This window comes from Bradyrhizobium sp. LTSPM299, assembly GCF_000938235.1.
Classification (GTDB): domain Bacteria; phylum Pseudomonadota; class Alphaproteobacteria; order Rhizobiales; family Xanthobacteraceae; genus Bradyrhizobium.
Window position 1 is genome coordinate 1 of sequence record NZ_JYMU01000030.1, and the last position, 19,451, is coordinate 19,451.

General features: G+C 61.5%; 20 protein-coding genes and 1 pseudogene. 16 read left to right on the plus strand and 5 right to left on the minus strand.

Translation table 11 applies throughout. From position 1 onward, the window contains the following. Nucleotides 1-258: DUF3363 domain-containing protein (locus UP10_RS17300; RefSeq protein ID WP_044588530.1), on the plus strand; the 258-nt coding region annotated here is incomplete at its 5' end. Nucleotides 259-393: 135 nt separating this feature from the next. On the opposite strand, the gene UP10_RS17305 is transcribed toward UP10_RS17300, so the two are convergent. Further along, nucleotides 394-672 carry a DNA -binding domain-containing protein gene (locus tag UP10_RS17305; RefSeq protein ID WP_044588570.1) on the minus strand — a complete coding sequence of 93 codons (279 nt, stop codon included), beginning with the start codon at nucleotides 670-672 and terminating at the stop codon, nucleotides 394-396. 307 nt (nucleotides 673-979) lie between these two features. Between UP10_RS17305 and UP10_RS17310 the strand changes: the two genes are divergently transcribed. Further along, on the plus strand, nucleotides 980-1,216 hold the full coding sequence (locus UP10_RS17310; RefSeq protein ID WP_044588531.1) for a helix-turn-helix domain-containing protein: 237 nt from the start codon (nucleotides 980-982) through the stop codon (nucleotides 1,214-1,216). A gap of 469 nt (nucleotides 1,217-1,685) precedes the next feature. Here the strand turns inward: UP10_RS17310 and UP10_RS17315 are convergent, their stop codons facing one another. Next, nucleotides 1,686-2,585, minus strand: a complete 900-nt coding sequence (locus tag UP10_RS17315) for a LysR family transcriptional regulator (RefSeq protein ID WP_044588532.1) — start codon at nucleotides 2,583-2,585, stop codon at nucleotides 1,686-1,688. 173 nt (nucleotides 2,586-2,758) lie between these two features. Between UP10_RS17315 and UP10_RS17320 the strand changes: the two genes are divergently transcribed. From UP10_RS17320 to UP10_RS17340, 5 genes and pseudogenes are all read left to right on the plus strand, one after another. Then, on the plus strand, nucleotides 2,759-3,229 hold the full coding sequence (locus UP10_RS17320; RefSeq protein WP_044588533.1) for a (2Fe-2S)-binding protein: 471 nt from the start codon (nucleotides 2,759-2,761) through the stop codon (nucleotides 3,227-3,229). Nucleotides 3,230-3,239: 10 nt separating this feature from the next. Beyond that, nucleotides 3,240-5,483 (plus strand): xanthine dehydrogenase family protein molybdopterin-binding subunit, encoded by a 2,244-nt coding sequence (locus tag UP10_RS17325; protein ID WP_044588534.1) that lies wholly within the window; start codon nucleotides 3,240-3,242, stop codon nucleotides 5,481-5,483. A gap of 71 nt (nucleotides 5,484-5,554) precedes the next feature. Beyond that, a complete protein-coding gene (locus tag UP10_RS17330; RefSeq protein WP_044588535.1) occupies nucleotides 5,555-5,974 on the plus strand; it encodes an ester cyclase in 420 nt (139 codons plus the stop codon). Nucleotides 5,975-6,033: 59 nt separating this feature from the next. Beyond that, a pseudogene (locus UP10_RS17335) lies at nucleotides 6,034-6,606 on the plus strand (SDR family oxidoreductase); the annotation flags it as partial. A 325-nt stretch (nucleotides 6,607-6,931) separates the two neighbouring features. Further along, entirely contained in the window at nucleotides 6,932-7,918 is a 987-nt protein-coding gene (locus tag UP10_RS17340) for an aldo/keto reductase (protein ID WP_044588536.1), read from the plus strand. A 66-nt stretch (nucleotides 7,919-7,984) separates the two neighbouring features. Here the strand turns inward: UP10_RS17340 and UP10_RS17345 are convergent, their stop codons facing one another. From UP10_RS17345 to UP10_RS17350, 3 genes are all read right to left on the minus strand, one after another. Then, entirely contained in the window at nucleotides 7,985-8,662 is a 678-nt protein-coding gene (locus UP10_RS17345; RefSeq protein WP_044588537.1) for a nitroreductase, read from the minus strand. 635 nt (nucleotides 8,663-9,297) lie between these two features. Beyond that, nucleotides 9,298-9,609, minus strand: a complete 312-nt coding sequence (locus UP10_RS44335; RefSeq protein WP_156180075.1) for a hypothetical protein — start codon at nucleotides 9,607-9,609, stop codon at nucleotides 9,298-9,300. Nucleotides 9,610-9,724: 115 nt separating this feature from the next. Then, entirely contained in the window at nucleotides 9,725-10,510 is a 786-nt protein-coding gene (locus UP10_RS17350; protein ID WP_044588571.1) for a helix-turn-helix domain-containing protein, read from the minus strand. 112 nt (nucleotides 10,511-10,622) lie between these two features. Between UP10_RS17350 and UP10_RS17355 the strand changes: the two genes are divergently transcribed. The 9 genes from UP10_RS17355 (at nucleotide 10,623) to UP10_RS45845 (ending at nucleotide 19,443) form a co-directional block, all read left to right on the plus strand. After that, nucleotides 10,623-11,840, plus strand: a complete 1,218-nt coding sequence (locus UP10_RS17355) for an ABC transporter substrate-binding protein (RefSeq protein WP_044588538.1) — start codon at nucleotides 10,623-10,625, stop codon at nucleotides 11,838-11,840. A 49-nt stretch (nucleotides 11,841-11,889) separates the two neighbouring features. Continuing rightward, complete coding sequence (locus UP10_RS17360) at nucleotides 11,890-12,840, plus strand: 3-carboxyethylcatechol 2,3-dioxygenase (RefSeq protein WP_044588539.1); 951 nt, start codon at nucleotides 11,890-11,892, stop codon at nucleotides 12,838-12,840. 62 nt (nucleotides 12,841-12,902) lie between these two features. After that, nucleotides 12,903-14,696: an FAD-dependent monooxygenase gene (locus UP10_RS17365; protein WP_245321771.1), complete on the plus strand. Its 1,794-nt coding sequence runs from the start codon at nucleotides 12,903-12,905 to the stop codon at nucleotides 14,694-14,696. A gap of 24 nt (nucleotides 14,697-14,720) precedes the next feature. After that, entirely contained in the window at nucleotides 14,721-15,602 is an 882-nt protein-coding gene (locus UP10_RS17370; protein WP_044588541.1) for an alpha/beta fold hydrolase, read from the plus strand. 11 nt (nucleotides 15,603-15,613) lie between these two features. Then, nucleotides 15,614-16,396: a 2-keto-4-pentenoate hydratase gene (locus UP10_RS17375; protein WP_044588542.1), complete on the plus strand. Its 783-nt coding sequence runs from the start codon at nucleotides 15,614-15,616 to the stop codon at nucleotides 16,394-16,396. A 25-nt stretch (nucleotides 16,397-16,421) separates the two neighbouring features. Beyond that, nucleotides 16,422-17,291 carry a fumarylacetoacetate hydrolase family protein gene (locus tag UP10_RS17380; protein WP_044588543.1) on the plus strand — a complete coding sequence of 290 codons (870 nt, stop codon included), beginning with the start codon at nucleotides 16,422-16,424 and terminating at the stop codon, nucleotides 17,289-17,291. Then, a complete protein-coding gene (locus UP10_RS17385) occupies nucleotides 17,288-18,040 on the plus strand; it encodes an SDR family NAD(P)-dependent oxidoreductase (protein WP_044588544.1) in 753 nt (250 codons plus the stop codon). Before UP10_RS17380 ends, UP10_RS17385 begins: the two co-directional genes overlap by 4 nt. A gap of 292 nt (nucleotides 18,041-18,332) precedes the next feature. Further along, nucleotides 18,333-18,680 carry an alcohol dehydrogenase catalytic domain-containing protein gene (locus UP10_RS45840; protein WP_245321772.1) on the plus strand — a complete coding sequence of 116 codons (348 nt, stop codon included), beginning with the start codon at nucleotides 18,333-18,335 and terminating at the stop codon, nucleotides 18,678-18,680. Between the two features lie 271 nt (nucleotides 18,681-18,951). Next, complete coding sequence (locus UP10_RS45845; protein ID WP_245321773.1) at nucleotides 18,952-19,443, plus strand: zinc-binding dehydrogenase; 492 nt, start codon at nucleotides 18,952-18,954, stop codon at nucleotides 19,441-19,443. Nucleotides 19,444-19,451: the final 8 nt, after the last annotated feature.

Here is a 19,451-nt window from a genome sequence, read left to right on the forward strand (position 1 = left end):
GCCACTGAGCGCGGATTACAATGGCGGCCCGCGGTTCCCGGTAACGGCATCAGCGGGCAGCTTGTCGGCTCAACTCAACTGTCCGCCGGCCGGTTTGCGATGATCGAGAGCCTTAGTGGAGACGGCGGCCTTGGCTTCAGCATGGTGCCGTGGCAGCCCGTCCTCGACAAGCGCATCGGGCAGCACATCTCGGGCATCGCCACGCCAGGCGGCGGGGTCGACTGGTCATTCGCACGGTCGCGAGGACCGGAGCTGTGAGCGGGGCTAGCCTCTATGGTCAAGGATAAGCATGCCGTTCCGGCGTCACCCGGTAACGCCTGGCGCGCTCCCGGCCACCGTTTCAAGGTTTGGGGTCTTGACCGGCTAAGGCCTAATTGGCGTATACCCGTTTGCCTAGTTGGAGGCACCGCCACGCAGCAACTCTCGATATCCGTGCTCGGTCATCCATTTGGCACGCGCCAAATGGCTGTCGAACGCGTGGCGCGCGCGGTCTGGCTCTCTAGTAGGGTCGATGCCTAACACGAGCTGCGTGACCTCGCGCCAGTCGGCCCCATCGGCGTCGGCATCGAGTAGACGCAGATACGTGATCAAGTGCCGCTCATCATAGACTGTGAGCGTCGGGTCGGCTGGAGCGCTGTCCGCGATAGCGGGGTCGAGCGGCGGTTTCCGCATAGGGGTCCTCATTGAATACCCACGCATTCAGGGTTGGTCGTCAAAGCACAGCGGTCGGTGAAATACCAATCGCTATCGTTTACTCCATCTACCTCGGTCGTATTGCTCATTGCTGTCTCAGCTTTCTCACCTTCTTAGTGTTCCAAGGATGTCGTTGATTCATCCAGGGGTGGCCGATGTTTCGCGCTAGCTCATGGTCGGGTGAACAAATGTCCGAACGCCGCTTGCTTGTACGTGGGGTACAAATACCGATTTTATCGGTATCTGAAAAGTAGTTCTAAGTCTCTGACCCCCTCCGGGAGGCTGGATGCCCAAAACGGTCACCTCACCGCTTCAAAAGAAGCTCGCGGCCATGCTGGTTGAGTTGAGAAAGGAGGCTGGCTTGCGTCAGGTCGACTTGGCCGAAAAGCTGGGAGTTTACCAGTCCTGGGTAACCCATTTGGAATCTGGCCAGCGTCGAATCGACGTGGTCGAACTGATCGAGTTAGGACGGATCATTGGTTTCGACCCGGCCGAGGTCGTACGAAAACTCAACAAGCGCTGATCAGAGCGCACCGGCAAGGAGGAGAATTTCCACTGTTGGCGGGTTGGTAAAGCAATGCCGCCGTAAATGACCCGTAGCTCGAATGGTGGGTTTTGGCCCCGGAAGGTCGACAATGCATCATCTTTCTATGGGGATTGACTGACACTCTCTCCGCCGCTCGGGCCGGCTATTTCGTACCTCGAAATGGAGAAGGGTTCAAAAATCCGGCCATTTTCTTGCGTTTTTGACGCAGGGAGAAAACCGCCACCGGTCAGTTTGAGCCCTGGAAGCGCCTGGAGAATGGATTTTTCTCCGAATCTTAGTACCTCGCGAATTGGTACGGTACGGCATTCTCCGGGAAAAAGAGGCCTTAATTGGTCGAGCAGTTTGGATCTCTCTCGCTCAAACGAAACGGGCTCGGATCAATGTGCTCGGTTAGCGTTCGGCAGCGATCAGTTCAATTCCCGCGTACGGTCACGGAAATATCGGCTCACGTTTTTGGTTTGTAGCAGAGCGCGCCAATAAGTGCGGCCAATGCAGGAGGCGTCTGCCTCCGACTGGGGTGATAGAGATAGTAGCCAGGGAAGGTCGGGCACCACTTTTCCAGAATCCGCTTGAGACGTCCGGCCTTGATATCAGCCACCACCTCATCCTCGTAGACATACGCGACGCCTTGGCCCGCCAGGACTGCCTCGCGGATCAAGTCTGCGTTGTTGAACACAAGGGGGCCGTCGACGCGAACCTCAAAGGGGCGCCCCTTCTCCTCGAAGTCCCAGGCATAGAGCCCGCCTGATCTGATGAGCCGGTAGTTGATGCAGCGGTGAGCGGCGAGATCGCGGGGGGTCCTGGGCTGCGGGTGATCGGCGAAATACGACGGCGCGCCGACCACGGCCATTCGGATGTCCGGACCGATCCGGACTGCGATCATGTCCTTCTGGACGATGTCGCCGAAACGGATGCCGGCATCGATCCGTTCCGCGACGATGTCGGTCAGGTTGTCATCGATGATCACGTCCACCCGGATATCGGGATGGGACGCGAGGAAACGTGGCAGGACGGGCATCACGACGGACGAGACGGCGTGTTTAGTTGCCGTGAGGCGGACCGTACCGGATGGCTGGCCTCGCAGAGCGCCCACCGCGTTTACACCCGTGGTGATTTCGTCCAGTGCGGGACGCAGCGAGTGCAACAGCGTGTCGCCTGCTTCGGTCGTCGACACCGAGCGCGTGGTCCGCGACAGCAGCCGCACTCCGAGCCGCTCCTCCAGCGCCTTCATGGCATGGCTCAACGCTGATTGTGACATGCCGAGCTCCGCCGCCGCCCGGGTAAAGCTGCCATGCTCGGCAACGACCGCAAAAGCGGCGAGGTCGTACAGATCGTTTCGCTTCATTTATGCACCAGATACATAAGCTTAAGCGAATTATAGCGGCTAATCGAAATCGACAACCAGGGTTATCTGGTTGTCAGCGCCCTGAAGTTTCGGGACGGTGCCGATTCGGCAGTTCCGACCGCGAAGAACGCTTGGCGCCGCCTCAAGGCCAGCCACCCGCAAGGATCAGAGTCATGAAGCTTACCGTGAATAACCGGGACGTCACGATCGACGCTGATCCCGCGATGCCCTTGCTTTGGGCGCTGCGCGATGTCATCGGGCTGACAGGCACGAAGTTCGGCTGCGGCGCGGCGCAGTGCGGCGCCTGCACGGTGCATCTCGATGGCGAGGCCGTCCGCTCCTGCATCACGCCCATATCCGATGCCGAGGGCAAGAAGCTCACCACGATCGAAGCCGCGACAGATGGTGCTGACCGCGTCGGTGCGGCCGTGCATGCGGCCTGGGTCAAGCACGACGTGGCGCAGTGCGGCTACTGCCAGAGTGGCCAGATCATGAGCGCCATCGCCTTGCTCAAGTCGCTTCCCCCTGGCCAGCAACCCACCGCCGACAACATCGACGCGGCCATGGCCGGCAATATCTGTCGCTGCGGCACTTACGTCCGCATCCGCGCCGCCGTGGCTGATGCCGCCCGTACGCTGGCCTGAAGGAGCCGCTATGTTGCCCAACATCGACTACAGCGAATTGCCGCGCGCGCTTAAGCACATGCTGGAACGGGACCAGACCGCGACGAGAACACTGCCGCGCCGCAGCTTCCTGAAACTGGCCGGAGCTACCGGGCTGGCGCTCGGCGCCTTTCCTCACATCGCGATGGGCGACACAGCCGCTGGCGGCAAGGCCGCCAGCGCCCTCAAGCCGACGCAACAGCCGTCAGCGTTCGTTCAAATCGCCGGCAACGGCGAGGTCACTGTGACCATCAACCGGCTTGAATTTGGACAGGGCGTGCACACCGCATTGCCAATGATTCTGGCGGAGGAACTCGACGCCGACTGGAGCCTGGTACGCAGCCGGCACGGCACCAACGATCCGGCCTACGCCGATCCACTGTTCGGCATTCATCTCACCGGCGGCTCACATTCGATCAAGAACAGCTTTTCGCAGTATCGCGAACTCGGCGCACGCGCACGGGCCATGCTGCTCCGCGCCGCCGCGGCGCGCTGGAAGGTGGACGTGGCCACCCTACGCACGCAGGCCGGTACCGTGCTCGGTCCCGGAGGCGGCAGGCTTGGTTACGGCGAACTGGCCGAGGCCGCCATGGCGCAGCCGGTTCCTGAGACAGTTGGGCTGAAGGATCCGAAGCATTTCCGCATCATCGGCCGCCCCACATCGCGTCTCGATGCGCCGGCCAAGTGCAGCGGGCGGCAGGATTTCGGCATCGATATTCGCCTGCCCGATCAGTTGACCGCTGTCGTGGCGCGTCCACCGGTGTTCGGGGCGCGCCTTGCCGCGATGGACGACAGCGCCGCGCGCGCCGTCATGGGCGTGAAGGACGTGCTGCGCGTGCTGCTGGATGGCGGCGCCGAAGGCGTCGCGGTAGTGGCGGACGGATATTGGCAGGCCACGCAGGGCCGCGACGCCCTGAAGCTGACGTGGGACACCGCGAAGGTAGAGAAGGTCGACAGCGAACGGCAGCTGGCCCAGTACCGCGAGCTGGCCGGCCGCTCCGGCCCGCGCAAGCTCGACGCTGACATGGCGCCGCTGGCCAAGGCCCCGCGGCAACTGGAAGCCGAATTCGTGTTCCCCTATCTCGCCCACGCAGCCATGGAGCCGTTGAACTGCACCGTCGCACTCAGCGAGCAGCACGCCGAGCTGTGGATGGGCAGCCAGTGCGCCGGATTGGACGCAGCCGCAGCGGCGCGCATACTGGGCCTCAAGCCCGAGAAGGTGACGGTGAACGTGCAGATGGCCGGCGGCGGCTTTGGCCGGCGCTTCTCGAGCACGAGCGATGTCGCGGTGGAGGCGTGCGAAATCGCCAAGGCCGCACGCGCCGCGGGACTGACCGCACCGGTGCGCACGCTGTGGAGCCGCGAGGACGACATGCGCGGCGGCTTTTACCGTCCCATGCACCTGCATCGCGCGCGCATCGGCTTCGACGACCACGGCAACGTTCTGGCCTGGGACCACGTCATTGTCGGCCAATCCATCACCACGGGTTCCGTGTTCGAGCAGTTCCAGGTGAAGAACGGCATCGACGATACAGCAACCGAAGGCATGCGCGATCCCTATCCCCTGCCGATGCGCCTGACCGTGCATCATCCCAAGCTCAACGTGCCGGTGCTGTGGTGGCGCAGTGTGGGCTCCACCCATACTGCCTTCGTGATGGAGACCCTGCTCGACGAGATCGCCCGCGCGACCCAGCAGGATCCGGTCGCCTACCGCATGCAGCTGTTCGGCGACAAGCATCCCCGCCACAGCGACGCGCTGCAATTGGCGGTCGACAAGAGCGGCTACGGCAAGACGCCCTTGCCAGAAGGCCGCGCTTGGGGCGTGGCCGTGCACGAATCCTTCGATTCCGTGGTGGGCTATGTGGTGGAAGCCTCGATGAAAGACGGGCGGCCGGTGCTGCACCGCGTGACGGCCGGAGTTCATTGCAATCTGGCAGTGAACCCGCGCACAGTGGAGGCGCAGGTGCAGGGTGCCGCAGTCACGGGTCTGTCGATGTGCCTGCCGGGGTCGGCCATCACGCTGAAAGACGGCGTCGTCGAACAGAGCAACTTTGACGACTACACCGTCGTGCGAATCACCGACATGCCCGAGTTTGCTGTCCACATCGTGCCCAGCGCCGATCCACCCACGGGTATGGGTGAACCCGGTCTGCCGCCGCTCGCACCAGCATTCGCCAATGCCATCGCCCGGCTGACCGGCAAACCGCTGCGCCAGCTGCCTTTCAAACTTGCCTGAACGGGTGGCGACTAGTTCGGTGGATTTTGCGACGACACACATCATCACACAGTGAATGAAGAGGCGACGTCATGACACCAGAAGCAAGCAAGCAAATAATGATTCGTTTCACGGAGTTCATCAACACAGCCAGTGAAACGCTGGCCGCAGAACTCATTTCACCGGATGCGACCTTCCACGTGCCGGGACGCAGCGAGCCGATGCGGGGCCCAACTGGCTATCTTGCAATCATCCAGATGATGCGGGGAGGTTTCCCGGATATTCAATGGACGATCGAAGAGATGGTCGCCGAGGATGACAAGGTGGCTGCTCGCTTCACCATGCGAGGCACTCACCTCGGCAACTTCTTTGGCACCCCGTCGACGGGGAGGAAAATCGCGGTCCAGGCGCTGAATATTTATCGTCTTTCGGGCGGGCAGATCGTCGAAGAAACGGGTCAACCCGATCTGCTCGGATTGCTTCAGCAAATCGGCGCGGTCCCTGCAAATTAGCGGCTGACCGGCAATCGGCGGCGCCGGCTACCTTTCAACATCGAACACAGGAATTAAGCATGAGCAAGATCTGGTTCATCACCGGTGCCGGCAGTGGTATCGGCGCTGCAACGGCCAGGGCGGCATTGAAGGCGGGCGACCGCGTCGTCGCAACCGGTCGCAATCCCGACAAGCTGCGCAATGCGCTGCGCGATGTCGCAGGCGACAATCTTGCATTCGTCCAATTGAATGTCGCAAGTGAGACGCAGGCGAGGCCGGCAGTTGACGCGGCTATCAAGGCATTTGGACGCATCGATGTGCTCGTCAACAATGCGGGCTATAGCCTGCTCGGCAATTTCGCGGAGTTGAGCACCGCCGAAATCGAGCAACTGATCGCGACCAACTTCTACGGCGTAATGTATGATGCGTGCGGTCCTTCCGGTGATCCGCAAGCAGCGGTCGGGGCAGATCATCAACGTCAGCTCGCTCGCAGGGATCGTCGGCTTCAAGCATTGCGGGGCCTACAGCGCCGCGAAGTTCGCCGTCGACGGCCTGTCCGCATCCGTGGCCCAGGAGGTTGAGCCGTTCGGCATCAGGATCACGACGGTCGAACCCGGCTTCTTCCGGACGAACCTGCTGGATGCGCACAACGCTAGATACGCCGACAGCACCATCGAGGACTACACTGCGGAAGGCAAAGCCGAAGCCATGTGGTCAGGCTATCACGGCACCCAGCAGGGCGATCCCGCCAAGCTCGGCAACATCCTTGTGAAGATCGCCAGGATGGATAATCCACCAAAGCAATTCGTGGCCGGCAGCGACGCGCTAGCGGTGGTCAAACCGGCGCTTGAAGCTCGCATTGAGGAACTGCGAGCATACGAGGACCTGTCCAAGTCGACAGACGGCTTTGTCTGAATCGGTCTGAGAGCCACACACGGCTACCTAAGTAAATCGGTGGGGAAAAGAGGACAAACCCGGATGAAAAAACGGAAGCTCGGAAACTTGGAAGTCTCGGAAATTGGAGCTGGTTGCATGAGCATCAGCGCCAACTACGGGCCTTCCGCAGACATGCCCCAGGGCATTCGAACCATTCGCGCCGCGTTTGATAAAGGCGTCACGTTCTTCGATACAGACGAGGTATATGGACCGCATACGAACGAAGCGCTTGTCGGCGAAGCGCTCGCGCCGTTCCGCGACAAAGTTATCATCGCCAGCAAGTTTGGTTTCGCGATTGATGGAACAATAGGACTGAATAGCCGACCTTATCACATCAGGAAGGTGGTTGAGGACTCGCTCAAGCGCCTGAGAACGGATCGTATTGATCTCTATTACCAGCACCGGGTCGATCCTTCCGTGCCGATCGAAGACGTTGCTGGTGTGGTCAACGACCTCGTGAAGCAGGGAAAGGTTCTGCACATGGGCCTCTCTGAGGCCAGCCCGCGAACAATTCGCCGCGCCCATGCTGTCTTGCCGATCGCAGCAGTTCAGAGCGAATATTCGCTCATGGAAAGAAGTGCGGAACGGAACGGCGTACTTGAAGCTTGCGAGGAGCTCGAAATCGGCTTTGTGCCATGGGGCCCGGTTGGACTGGGTTATCTGACCGGCAAGATTGATGTGCGCACGAGGTTTGAATCGAAAACGGACCTCCGAACGGGGTTCGATCGCTTCTATTCTGAAAACCTAGTAGCCAACAAGCCGATCATTGATTTGCTGAAAAGTCTCGCAGAAGAGAAGAATGCTACGCCCGCGCAAATCGGACTAGCTTGGGTGCTCGCGCAGAAGCCGTGGATTGTTCCGATTCCTGGTACGCGCAACCAAGATCACCTAAGCGAGAACCTAGGTGCAGTCGATGTCAAATTATCGCCTGCTGATGTGGAAGCGATGGAGACCGCGTTATCCAAAATCACCGTGCACGGGGGCCGCATGAACGAAACGCAGATGCAGCAGGTTGACCAGACGTTTTAACGGCAGCACGCGGCAGTGTCCGCTTCTGGTCCCATCGCGCATTTCATCCTTTGCGCGTGCACGCGCCTAGTTATCGAACCCGACGAACACCGTAGCTTCTTCGACAGACTTTCGCTCCGACACGACCGCATTTGCCGGAAAGGTTTCATCCGGCCAACCCAGCGCGATGCTTTTCATGATGACCTGATCGTCGGCTATTCCCGCGTGCTCGCGTACCACGGGGGATTGCATGATGCCCTGGCTGTTGATCACGGCGCCCAGCCCGCGGGACCAGGCGGCATTGACCAGAGCGGTCGCCACAGCGCCGCAATCGAAGGGCGTGTCGTCGCTGCCGTCCAGCACCTTGTCATAGGTAATGATCACGCATACCGGCGCGTCGAATTGACGAAAGCCGCGCATCACCCAGTCCTGACGCTTGTCCTTGTTGTCGCGCTCGATCCCCATCGCGGAGAACAATTGCTTGGCGACGCCGACCTGCCTGTCGCGGTGCTGGCCCGCAAAGGCCTGACCCGTGCGGAATTCGCGCGACTGCGGAATGCCGGCCATCATCCGCTCGGTGTTGCCGGCGCGGATCCGATCCAGCGGTTCGCCTGATATGACGTAGAAATTCCAGGGCTGGGTGTTCATCGACGACGGAGCGCGCATCGCCAAACCAATGATTTCCGCAATCAGCGCCTTGGGTACTGGATCAGATTTGTAACCGCGGATACTCCGGCGACCGAGGATAACGTCATCAAACTGCATCTGTGTGGGATTCCCCGGATAAGTCCTGAACCAGCTTTCGCTTGACGCTACAGCGGACAGCATCCGTTGCGTGCCCGTGGTCGTTTAGCGGATTTGGTAATGATGAAATTGTGCCGCTGAGTTGCCCGACGTGTCAAGTATTCGGTCCAAACCGTCGGTTGCGACGGCCGCCGGCTACTTTGCATGGGGTTGTTTTCGATATTTTTGGTGGGAGCCGCGGCGACCCGGCACGGCACCCTCCGGAAGGCGCGCAGGCTCTACAGGCTGTTCCTCAAATCGTGGGTTCTGGTCTGGAAAGGTCGAATATTCTTGATCTTTCAAGGGGGATTGACTGACACTCTCTCCGCCCCACTGACTTCGCCATCATATCCGCTCGCTCGAAGTGACAGCAATGCATTTGATGTCGCGCGACAACGGCTGTTGCGATTAGTTCCGAGATGCCACCCGTAGTCACCGCGCAAACCGTAGCTGCGGAACGTGGGGTCGGAGGACGGATTTCGCGTTGAAGAACATAACGTGCAAAGCTAAAGCCGCTCGACGTCTGGCGTGAACAACCGCCAGTTTGATCGCAACCCGAACTCAATATCGGAGGCATTCTCAGTATCAAACCACCAACGCGTGTGAGCCGAGCCAATTTAGGTGGATGGCCACTTGCGCGCTATCTCGTCTAATAGACTTAGATAGACGCTCTTCGGGCCATGACACGTGATGGTGCGTTTGCCTCCAACAAGTTCGGATTGATCAAAGGCCACCCCAAATATTCTTTTCTCTATTGCGGTCGGCTGACCATCCCTGCCTTGGGTGATGTAAACTCGCCATAGCGCGCCCCCGCTCCAGCCTCGGTAGTCGATCGGCGCATTCTTCTTCTCGTCACGATCCGTTTCAAAACTAAGGAGGTCGTATCCGTCATGATCATGAACTCCAGATACACAGCTGACAAAAAACAAGCCTCGAAATCCTGTGCGGTGCTGAACTCGAGCTTCCGCCTCACTGCGATTGATTGTCCATTCAGCTATAATTCCAGGCCGCCCTGGTATCGAGCAGAGGTTCGATGGCTGTCGATCAAGCGACCTTTCCGCGCGCCTTGTTCGCGGCTGACCACCGACGCTCGATATCCTTCACTGCCACCTTCATACTTGGCAGATACTTTCGCGCGGCCACCTCGGGCGTCATTGACGACGAGAAGAAGATCAGGTTGAGACTGCCGAGCACTGGACCGCCTCCCGGGATTGCCAGCGCGATAGCACTAATGCCAGCCTCTGATCCGCCGACCGATGAAGCGTAACCGTCCTTTTTCGTTTGAAAGAGTATGTCATCGATGAAGCGACGGTCCTTAGCCAACCCTGCATCCTCTTCGACGAGTGAAGCGGCTAATTCGAGCATCTCGCGCCGCAGCGCCGGCGCCGACGCGGCCAAGATAGCTTTCCCAAGCGCGCTGCGGACCAGTGACCTCCTTCGGCCGACCATCGAGCGATGAACCGAGAATGGGCTGAACGGATGCGTACTCTCGCGGATAAGCACCGAACCAAGTTCGAAGACTCCAAAGTCGCTTGGCCAAGACACGTCGTCCAGCAGGCTGAACATCGCGGGAAGGGCAGCCTGGCTCGACAGATCGCGCGATGACACCCCTTCGCTCAAGGTGCGCACCTGGGGCGTTAAACCGAACAAGGCGTTCGTTTCATCAAAGGTCACGTAGCCGTCTTCGCACAGCGTATCGAGCAGGCGATAGCAGGTCGTCCGGTTCAGCCCCGTCCGCTTCGCGATCTGTACGACGTTTGAGGGCCCGCTCGCGTTGAGTTCGTTGATCAGCGCCAACCCGCGGGAAAGTGCCCTTACGCTGCGGTGCATGATCCCTCCGGCGTGTTCGCACTGCGAACATTTCACAGACTCAGATGGAATCATAGTTCAATCGGCGGCAATCCATCCCGGCACGCTCAAACAGCGGCGACGGGAGGAAACGATGGTTCATTCAGACCTTTATTTGTCCGCGGCCGTGTGCTTGGCCCTCGCGGCGCCGGCCTCCGCGCAGACCGCCGGCGGCCCCCCGAGTCTCAGCGGGGGCAAAGTCAAGGTGGGTGTCCTGACCGACATTGCTGGGCCCACGGCCATGGCAAACGGCAAGGGCTCGGTGATCGCGGCTGAAATGGCCGTCGCCGACTTCGGCGCCGGCCTTAACGTCGAGGTGATCTCGGCCGACCATCAGGGCAAGCCCGATGTCGGATCGCAGATAGCCGGACGCTGGTTCGACGTCGAAGGCGTGGACGTGGTCGCCGACATGCAGGGATCGCCGATTGGCTTCGCAGTACAGAACATGGCGGCGCAGAAAAGCAAGATCCTGTTGCTGTCCGGTTCGACCTCCTCGGACTTCAACGGCAAGGCTTGCTCGCCGCTTACGGTTCAGTGGACCGTCGATACCTACAACCTCGCGAAAGGCGCCGCCAAGTCCGTGATCGAGGCCGGCGGAACGAAGTGGTATTTTCTGACGGTGGATCAGGCATATGGCAATGCCCTGACGCGCGATACGTCGGAGCAAGTCAAGCTCAACGGCGGCCAGGTGGTCGGCAACTCCGTTTTTCCGCCGAACACGTCCGACTTTGCGTCATTCCTTCTGACCGCATCCAATGGCGGGGCCAACGTGATCGCCATCGCAGCGTCGAGCGGCGATACGGTGACCGCGATGAAGCAGGCGGATGAATTCGGTCTGAGCTCCACAGCCAAGATCGTTCCGCTTCAGTCGGTCCTGACGGACGTCTACGCGGTAGGGCAAAAGATCGCTCACGACGCCTACGAAGTGTCGCCGTTTTACTGGGACAGGACGCCCGAAACGCGCGCTTGGGCCGAACGCTTCTTTGCAAAAGCCAAGATCATGCCGACCGGATTCCACGCGGGCGTCTACTCCTCCGTCGCGCACTACCTGAAGGCGGTCAAGGCAACGGGTACCGACGACGCCCCGGCAGTCATGAAGCAGATGGAGAAGGAGCGCGTGCACGACTTCTTCGCGGCCGACGGCTACATCCGTGCCGACCGCAAGATGATCCACGACATGTACCTGCTTCAGGTCAAGAAACCCGGCGAGAACAAGGGTGCTTGGGATCTCTATAACGTGATCCAGACGTTGCCCGGCGAGTCCGTGAACCGGCCTCTTTCCGAGAGCCCGTGTCCGTTGGTGAAGAAGTAACCGGCGGTAATCGATCGAAACCCAACTCCGCGTTCGAAGGAATCCAATTATGTCAGTGGCCATCGTCTGCGCTTCCCATACTCCCCTGATGTACAAGGGGCCGGCCAGCAACGAAACCGAGCAACGCGTACGAACCGCGTTCGGACGGCTCGGGAATTTCGTGAAGGAGTTCGCACCGGACTACATCGTCCAGTTCGCACCCGATCACTTCAACGGCTTCTTCTACGATCTGATGCCATCGTTCTGCGTCGGGGCCGGCGCAGTCTCCCTGGGCGACTGGGGAGGCGGGACGGGACCGCTGGATGTTCCGGAGAACACGGCGCTCGAGCTCCTCGACCACGTGAGGGCCGAGGACTTCGACGTGGCCGTGTCGTATCGCATGCCGGTCGATCACGGCTTCGTCCAGTTGTGGGAGGCGATGCTCGGGGACTTCAAGTCGATCCCGATCCTGCCGATCTTCGTCAACGCCGCTGCGCCGCCCGTTCCGACCTACCGCCGCGCCCGGCAACTTGGTGAATCGGTAGGGCGGTTCGCGGCACGTTCCGGCAAGCGGGTCTTGTTTGCCGCGTCGGGCGGACTCTCGCACGATCCGCCGCTGCCATCGATCAAGGACGCGCCGCCGGAGATCCGGGAGCGGCTGATCAATGGGCGAAATCCGACCGCGGAAGCCAAGGAAGCCCGCGAGAAGCGGGTATTCGAGGCGGGCGTTCTCGCAGAGGCGGGAGAGGGGCCCTGCCAGCCGCTCAATCCGGATTGGGACGCGGAGTTCATGGGGATCCTGCGCAGCGGTCAGATCTGGCGTGCCGACGCGCTCGACACCGGCAAGGTCCGCGAAGTTGCGGGACGCGGTGCCAATGAAGTCCTCGCATGGGTCGCTGCCTTCGGCGCCTTCTCAACCGGCGGCCACTTCAAGATGGAGCAGGAATTCTACGAAGCCATTCCGGGCTGGATCGCCGGCATGGCGATGATGGCGGCCAAACAGGCCGACGGCACTCACTGATCACGAAACCCCGCGCGAATGCGGAAGCATCGCGGAGCAGGCAAATGGCATACGAAACAGACGTGCTCATCATCGGCGCCGGCCCGACAGGTTCGACGACCGCGCTGGCGCTCGCGAACTGCGGCGTTCGAAGTCACATCGTGTCGCGCGGCAATTGGATGGCCGACAGCCCGCGGGCCCACATCACGAACCAGCGTGCCAACGAGGTCTTCCGCGACCTTGGGATCGCGGACGACGTGGCCAGGTACGCGAGCCCGTGGGAGCTGATGGGCGACACGACCTTCGCGACAAGCCTGGCCGGCTCCGAGTTGATCCGGATGCGGACGTGGGGAACCGGCGACGATCGGCGCGGCGACTATCTGCGCGCGAGCCCGTGCGGCATGGTCGACATCATCCAACCGCTGCTCGAGCCCATCCTGTTCCTGAAGGCGGCCGAGAAGGGCGCGACCTTTGCGTTCAACACCGAGTACGTCCGTCATGAGCAGGACGCGGACGGCGTGACAGCTACGCTGCGTGATCGCCTTGACGGGCGAGAGTACACCGTCCGCGCGCGCTATATGGTCGGCGCGGACGGCGTGCGGTCGATGGTGGTGGACCATCTTGGCCTGCCGATCGAAGGTCAGATGGCACGGGCCGGGACCGTCTACACCGTCTTCAATGCCGATCTCTCCAGGTACAGCAAACATCGGCCGAGCATCCTGAACTGGATCGTGACGCCGGATGCGAGTTTCGGTGAGATCGGCATGGGGCTGCTGCGGGCCGTGCATCCGTGGACGCAATGGATCGCCGGGTGGGGCTTCGACATCAGCAAGGGTGAACCGGACTTATCGCCGGAAGCGATCATTCCGAAGATCAAGGTGCTGATCGGCGATCCTTCGGTCGAGATCGACATCTTGAGAACGTCGATCTGGTATGTGAACCAGGCCTACGTGACCCAGTATTCGAAGGGCCAGGTGCTCTGCGGCGGCGACGCGGTCCACCGGCATCCACCATCGAGCGGGCTCGGCAACAACACTTGCGTCCAGGACGGCCACAACCTCGGTTGGAAGCTCGCCTACGCCGTGAAGGGTTGGGCCGGTCCGAAGCTTCTGGAAAGTTATTCGCAGGAGCGGGCGCCCGTCGGAAAGCAGATCGTGCTGCGCGCGAACCAGTCCCGGCTCGACTATGCCCCGCTGAACGCGTGCTTCCGCGTGCCGGGCGCCGAGAATCCGGTCGCCGCCGGCATCGCGCGTTTCCGCGATCCGGGTCCGGATGGTGTCGCGGCTCGGAAGGCGGCGCAGGCCGCACTCGATCTCAAACAGACGGAATACAACGCCCAAGGCACCGAGATGAACCAGCGCTACGAATCATCTGCCGTGATTCCGGACTTCGGTGCCGAGCCTGAGAAATGGCGGCGAGATCGCGGCCTCTACAATCAGCCGACGTCGCGCCCGGGTGCCAAGATCCCTCATGCATGGCTCGTCGAGCGTGACGGCGTGCGGGTATCGACGCTCGACCTAACGGGTAAGGGCCTCTTTACCGTCGTGACGGGCCTCGCCGGCATCGCATGGAAGGAAGCGGCACTGCGCCTTGACCTGCCGTTTCTCCGGATTGTCGTGACGGGCTCACCCGAAGCGCAGGACCTGTATTGCGAGTGGCAGCGCATTCGCGAGATCGAGGAAGCCGGAGTTCTTCTTGTCCGCCCCGATGGTGTGGTCGCCTGGCGCGACATGGAGGGGACTTCCGATACCGGAGAAGCCCTGGACCGGCTGAGCGCTGCGATACGGACGGTCCTCGATGTTTCGGACCTTTCGGCGATCCCGCGCGAGAAGCCACAGCAGCCATCGAAGCCCAGCGGCACCCCGCTCTTCACCTGACACTCAAGCCAAAGAGATCGAATCATGAGCGACACAAGACCAGAGAACTTTTCCAGCGTCTGGGCCGACCTGCGAGGCGTTTCCTTCAAGCAGCACTACATTGACGCCACTGGAATCCGGACCCGCTGCATCGAGTCGGGCGACCCGTCCAAGCCACTCGTCCTGGCGCTGCACGGTGTCGGCGGCCATGCAGAGGCATATTCGAGGAATTTCGGCCCTCATGCCGATAGCTTCTGGTTCGTCGCCATCGACATGTTGGGACACGGTTGGACCGACAAGCCCGCGATCGACTACCAGGTCAAGGACTACGCCGACCACGTGCTCGCCGTCCTGAAGGCCCTCGGCAGGGACAAGGCGATGATCAGCGGGGAATCGCTGGGCGGTTGGGTGGCGACCTATCTCGCCGTACATCGTCCCGCCGTGGTGGAGAAATTGGTCCTCAACACCGCCGGCGGCTGGACCGCGCACCCGCAGGTGATGGAAAGACTGAAGAAGCTCTCAAACGAGGCCGCTTCCGATCCCTCATGGGAGCGGATCAAGACGCGCCTCGAATTCCTGATGTGCGACAAGAGCATGGTCTCCGACGATCTCATCGAGACCCGTCGTGCAATCTACGCGCAGTCGGGATTCGCCGACACGATGAAGCAGATCATGTGTCTGCAGGACATGGAAATCCGCCGACCGAACATGATTACCGCCGACCAGTACCGATCGATCAAGGCTCCGACCATGGTCGTCTGGACCTCGCATGATCCGACCGCCACGCCCGAGGAAGGCAAGCAGATCGCGGACATGATTCCGGGCTCGAAATTCGTCGTCATGAACCGCTGCGGCCACTGGCCCCAGTTCGAAGATGCGGAGCAGTTCAATCGCCTCCACATCGAATTCCTCCGGACAGGCAAGTAAGGATCTTTCAGATGAACCAGCAAACCAAGCACGGCGAGCTCGCCGCCCAGATCCGCGCAGCTTACGTGGGCGGCCCGATCGCGCCCATCCGGACGCAACTTGCAGAGCTCGATGTCGATGCGGCCTATGCCATCCAGCAGGAGAACACTGCGCACTGGGAAAAGGAGGGGCGGCGCGTCGTCGGAAGCAAGATCGGATTGACCTCCCGTGCGGTCCAGAAGCAGCTCGGCGTCGATCGCCCGGACTTCGGCGTACTCTTCGCTGACATGATCGTGGGAGAAGACGAGCCTGTCGCCGCGGGGCGCGTCCTGCAGCCGAAGATCGAGGCGGAAGTAGCCTTCCTTCTCGACCACGACATCGAGGTCGAAACGCCGACCGTGGCCGACGTTGTGCGGGCAGTGGCCTATGCGATGCCCGCCCTCGAGATCGTCGGCAGCCGTATCATCAAGTGGGATATCGGAATCGTCGTTACCGTCGCCGACAATGCCTCGTCGGGGCTCTTCGTTCTTGGAGGACCCGTCCGGCGGCTGGATGGCTTGGACCTCCGCTCTCTCCAGATGCAGATGACGAGGAAGGACGAAGTGGTCTCCAAGGGGATGGGCGCCGCCTGCCTCGGCAACCCGCTCAACGCGATGGCCTGGCTCGCCGGCGAGCTGGCCGGTCGCAAGCGGCCGCTGCGCGCCGGCGACGTTGTTCTCTCCGGAGCGCTGGGGCCGATGGTGCCCGTGAATCCGGGCGACGCATTCGAGGCCAACATCGCCGGGCTCGGGACCGTTTCGGCGCGATTCGCGTAAACACCCCGCACCAAAGGAACACCAGATGAAGCTCGTCCGCTTTGGCAACCCAGGCGCCGAAAAGCCGGGACTCCTCGACGATCAGGGAAGGCTGCGCGACCTATCGGATGTCGTCGCGGACATCACGCCAGCCAACCTGTCTCGTTCGACGCTGCAGAAGATCGCAGCCATCACTCCATCCGAATTGCCGCTCGTCACCGGCGAGCCGCGGCTTGGCGTGCCGGTCACCGGTGTCGGAAAGTTCATCGCAATAGGGCTCAACTACGCCGATCATGCCGCGGAGGCCAATCTTCCGCTGCCGTCCGAGCCAATCGTCTTCATGAAGGCGATCACCTCGCTCAGCGGGCCTAACGACGTCGTCGTCTTGCCGAAGGGTTCGAAGAAGTCGGATTGGGAAGTCGAGCTGGGGATCGTGATCGGCACGCGGGCATCCTATGTCGAGCGCGCCGATGCTCTCGCCCATGTCGCCGGCTATTGCGTCGTGAACGACGTCAGCGAGCGCGAGTACCAGATGGAACGCGGCGGCACGTGGGACAAAGGGAAGGGCTGCGACAGCTTCGGCCCGGTCGGACCGTGGTTGGTGACTACGGACGAGGTCTCCGACCCGCAGGCACTCGACCTCTGGCTCGACGTCAACGGACAACGCATGCAGCAGGGCAACACGCGGACGATGATCTTCGATTGCGCCGAGATCGTCAGCTATGTCAGCCACTTCATGACACTCATGCCCGGCGATATCATCGCGACCGGGACGCCGCCTGGTGTCGGCATGGGCAAGAAGCCCACCGCGCTGTTTCTCAATCCGGGCGATGTCATGACTCTCGGGATCGAGGGGCTCGGAGCGCAGCGCCAGCAAACCCGCGAATTTTCGCCTGCTGCGGGGACGCGGGCGTGACCGTCTATAGCGGAAGGTTCAAAGGACGAACGGCAATCGTGACCGGCGCAGCCTCCGGCATCGGTCGCGAGGTCGCGCGTCGCCTGGTGGCCGAAGGTACCCGCGTCTGCATGTGGGACTTGAACGCCCCAGCCCTCGCCACCGCGGCGGGTGAGGCTGGGGCCGCGAATACGCAGGCAGTCGACATCGCGGCAGAAGACGCCGTCGACGCGGCCATGGGGCGGAGCCTTGAGGCGCTGGGCGGACGGCTCGACATTCTGGTCGCAAGCGCCGGCATCACGGGGCCAAACGGAGCCGTGAAGGATCATTCGGGCAGCGATTGGCGGAAGGTCTTCGACGTCAACGTCAACGGCGCCTTTTACTGCAACCGAGCCGCTGTGCGCGCGATGGAGAAGGGCGGCTACGGTCGCATCGTCAACGTCGCCTCTGTGGCGGGCAAGGAAGGCAACCCGAATGCGTCGGCCTACAGCGCGTCCAAGGCGGCCGTGATCTCGCTGACCAAATCTCTCGGCAAGGAGACGGCGACGACCGGCATACGTGTCAACTGCATTACGCCGGCGGCGATCAAGACGCCCCTATTCGATCAAATGACGGCGCAGCACATCGAGTTCATGCTGTCGAAAATTCCGCTCGGGAGATTCGGCACGATCGAAGAGGCGGCTTCGCTCGTCTGTTGGCTCGCCAGCGACGAGTGCTCGTTCAGCACGGGCGCCGTATTCGACCTCTCGGGTGGACGGGCGACTTACTAACAAGCCTTTCGTCATGTTCGCCTGGCGAACAGTTTACATGAATGTGTTGTGACCCGGATCGGGTCATTCGATAGTCGGAATAAGAAGAAAAAGACGCCGCAGAGCGCTCGGAGGAAACGATGACCAACAGCAGAACTGAAACAGGTTGACGGGCGAAGCTATCGGCACTGCCGATGGCGCACCCGAATTTCGCGACATGAACCGGCGATCCAAGCCACGACCTTATCGGTCGGAGCGGCGACGCCGCATTGCATTCTAGCCATCGCCAGAGACCATCAGGGAGGGAGACCACATGGACACAATGAAAGCCGTGCGGCTGCATCAAGTCGGCACCACTTTCTCAATAGACGAGATCGCCGTTCCCAAACCGCGCCCCAACGATGTTCTGGTCAAGGTGAAGGCGTGCGGGATCATCCCGAACATGAAGAACGTGATGGCGCACTACGCGGAGTGGTTTCCGTTCCTGCCGCTGCCGCCGTTGCCGGCCATCTACGGTCTGGATGCCTCCGGGGAGGTCGTCGAGGTCGGAAACCAAGTCAAGTCCATCAAGACGGGCGACCGGGTCTACGTCAATCCGGGCACCTCATGCGGTTCCTGCCACGCCTGCCGCTGCGGGCAGCCGATCAACTGCGACGCCTAAACGTTCCTCGGCTATTTTGGCTTCGGCCCGCACTCGAGCCAGGTCTTCGTCGACTACCCTTACGCCGGCTTTGCCGAGTACATGACGGCGCCGGCCACGTCTCTGGTGAAGCTTCCCCCATCGCTTTCCTACGAGACGGCCGCCCGCCTCGGTTATCTAGGTACCGCTTATTCCGCACTGCGCAAGGCGGGCGCTCGCGCTGGAACGAGCGTCATCGTCAGCGGCGCGACCGGCACCCTCGGCCCTGGGGGCGGTCATCCTCGCGCTGGGGATGGGTGTTACCAAGATCTTCGGCGTCGCTCGCGACAAAAAGCTGCTCGAGCGCCTGCGTGCAATCGCTCCCTCGCGGATTCACGTAATTTCGGCCGGCGACCGGCCGCTGGATGAATGGGTGCGCGAGCGCACGGACGGTTTGGGAGCCGACATCTTCATCGACGCGGTGGGACCAGGCGCTCCCAGCTCCACATCGCTCGCCGGCATCAACGCGCTGAGACGAGGGGGGCGGATGGTTGACATCGGCGGCATGGCGGAGCCGCTTCCGTTGGAGATGTTTAGGCTGATGTGCTTCCAGATCAGCGTCATCGGCTCGCTCTGGTTCGATGTCGCGGAAGGCCAGGACATGGTCGAGATGGCGGCGGCCGGAACCTTGGATCTCTCGGTCTTCGAGCACGAACGATATCCGCTGCGAGATATCTCCAAAGCGCTCGAAGCGGTCGATCGCAGGACCGGCGGCTTCAGCAACGTCGTAATCGTCCACGAATAGGCAGGAGA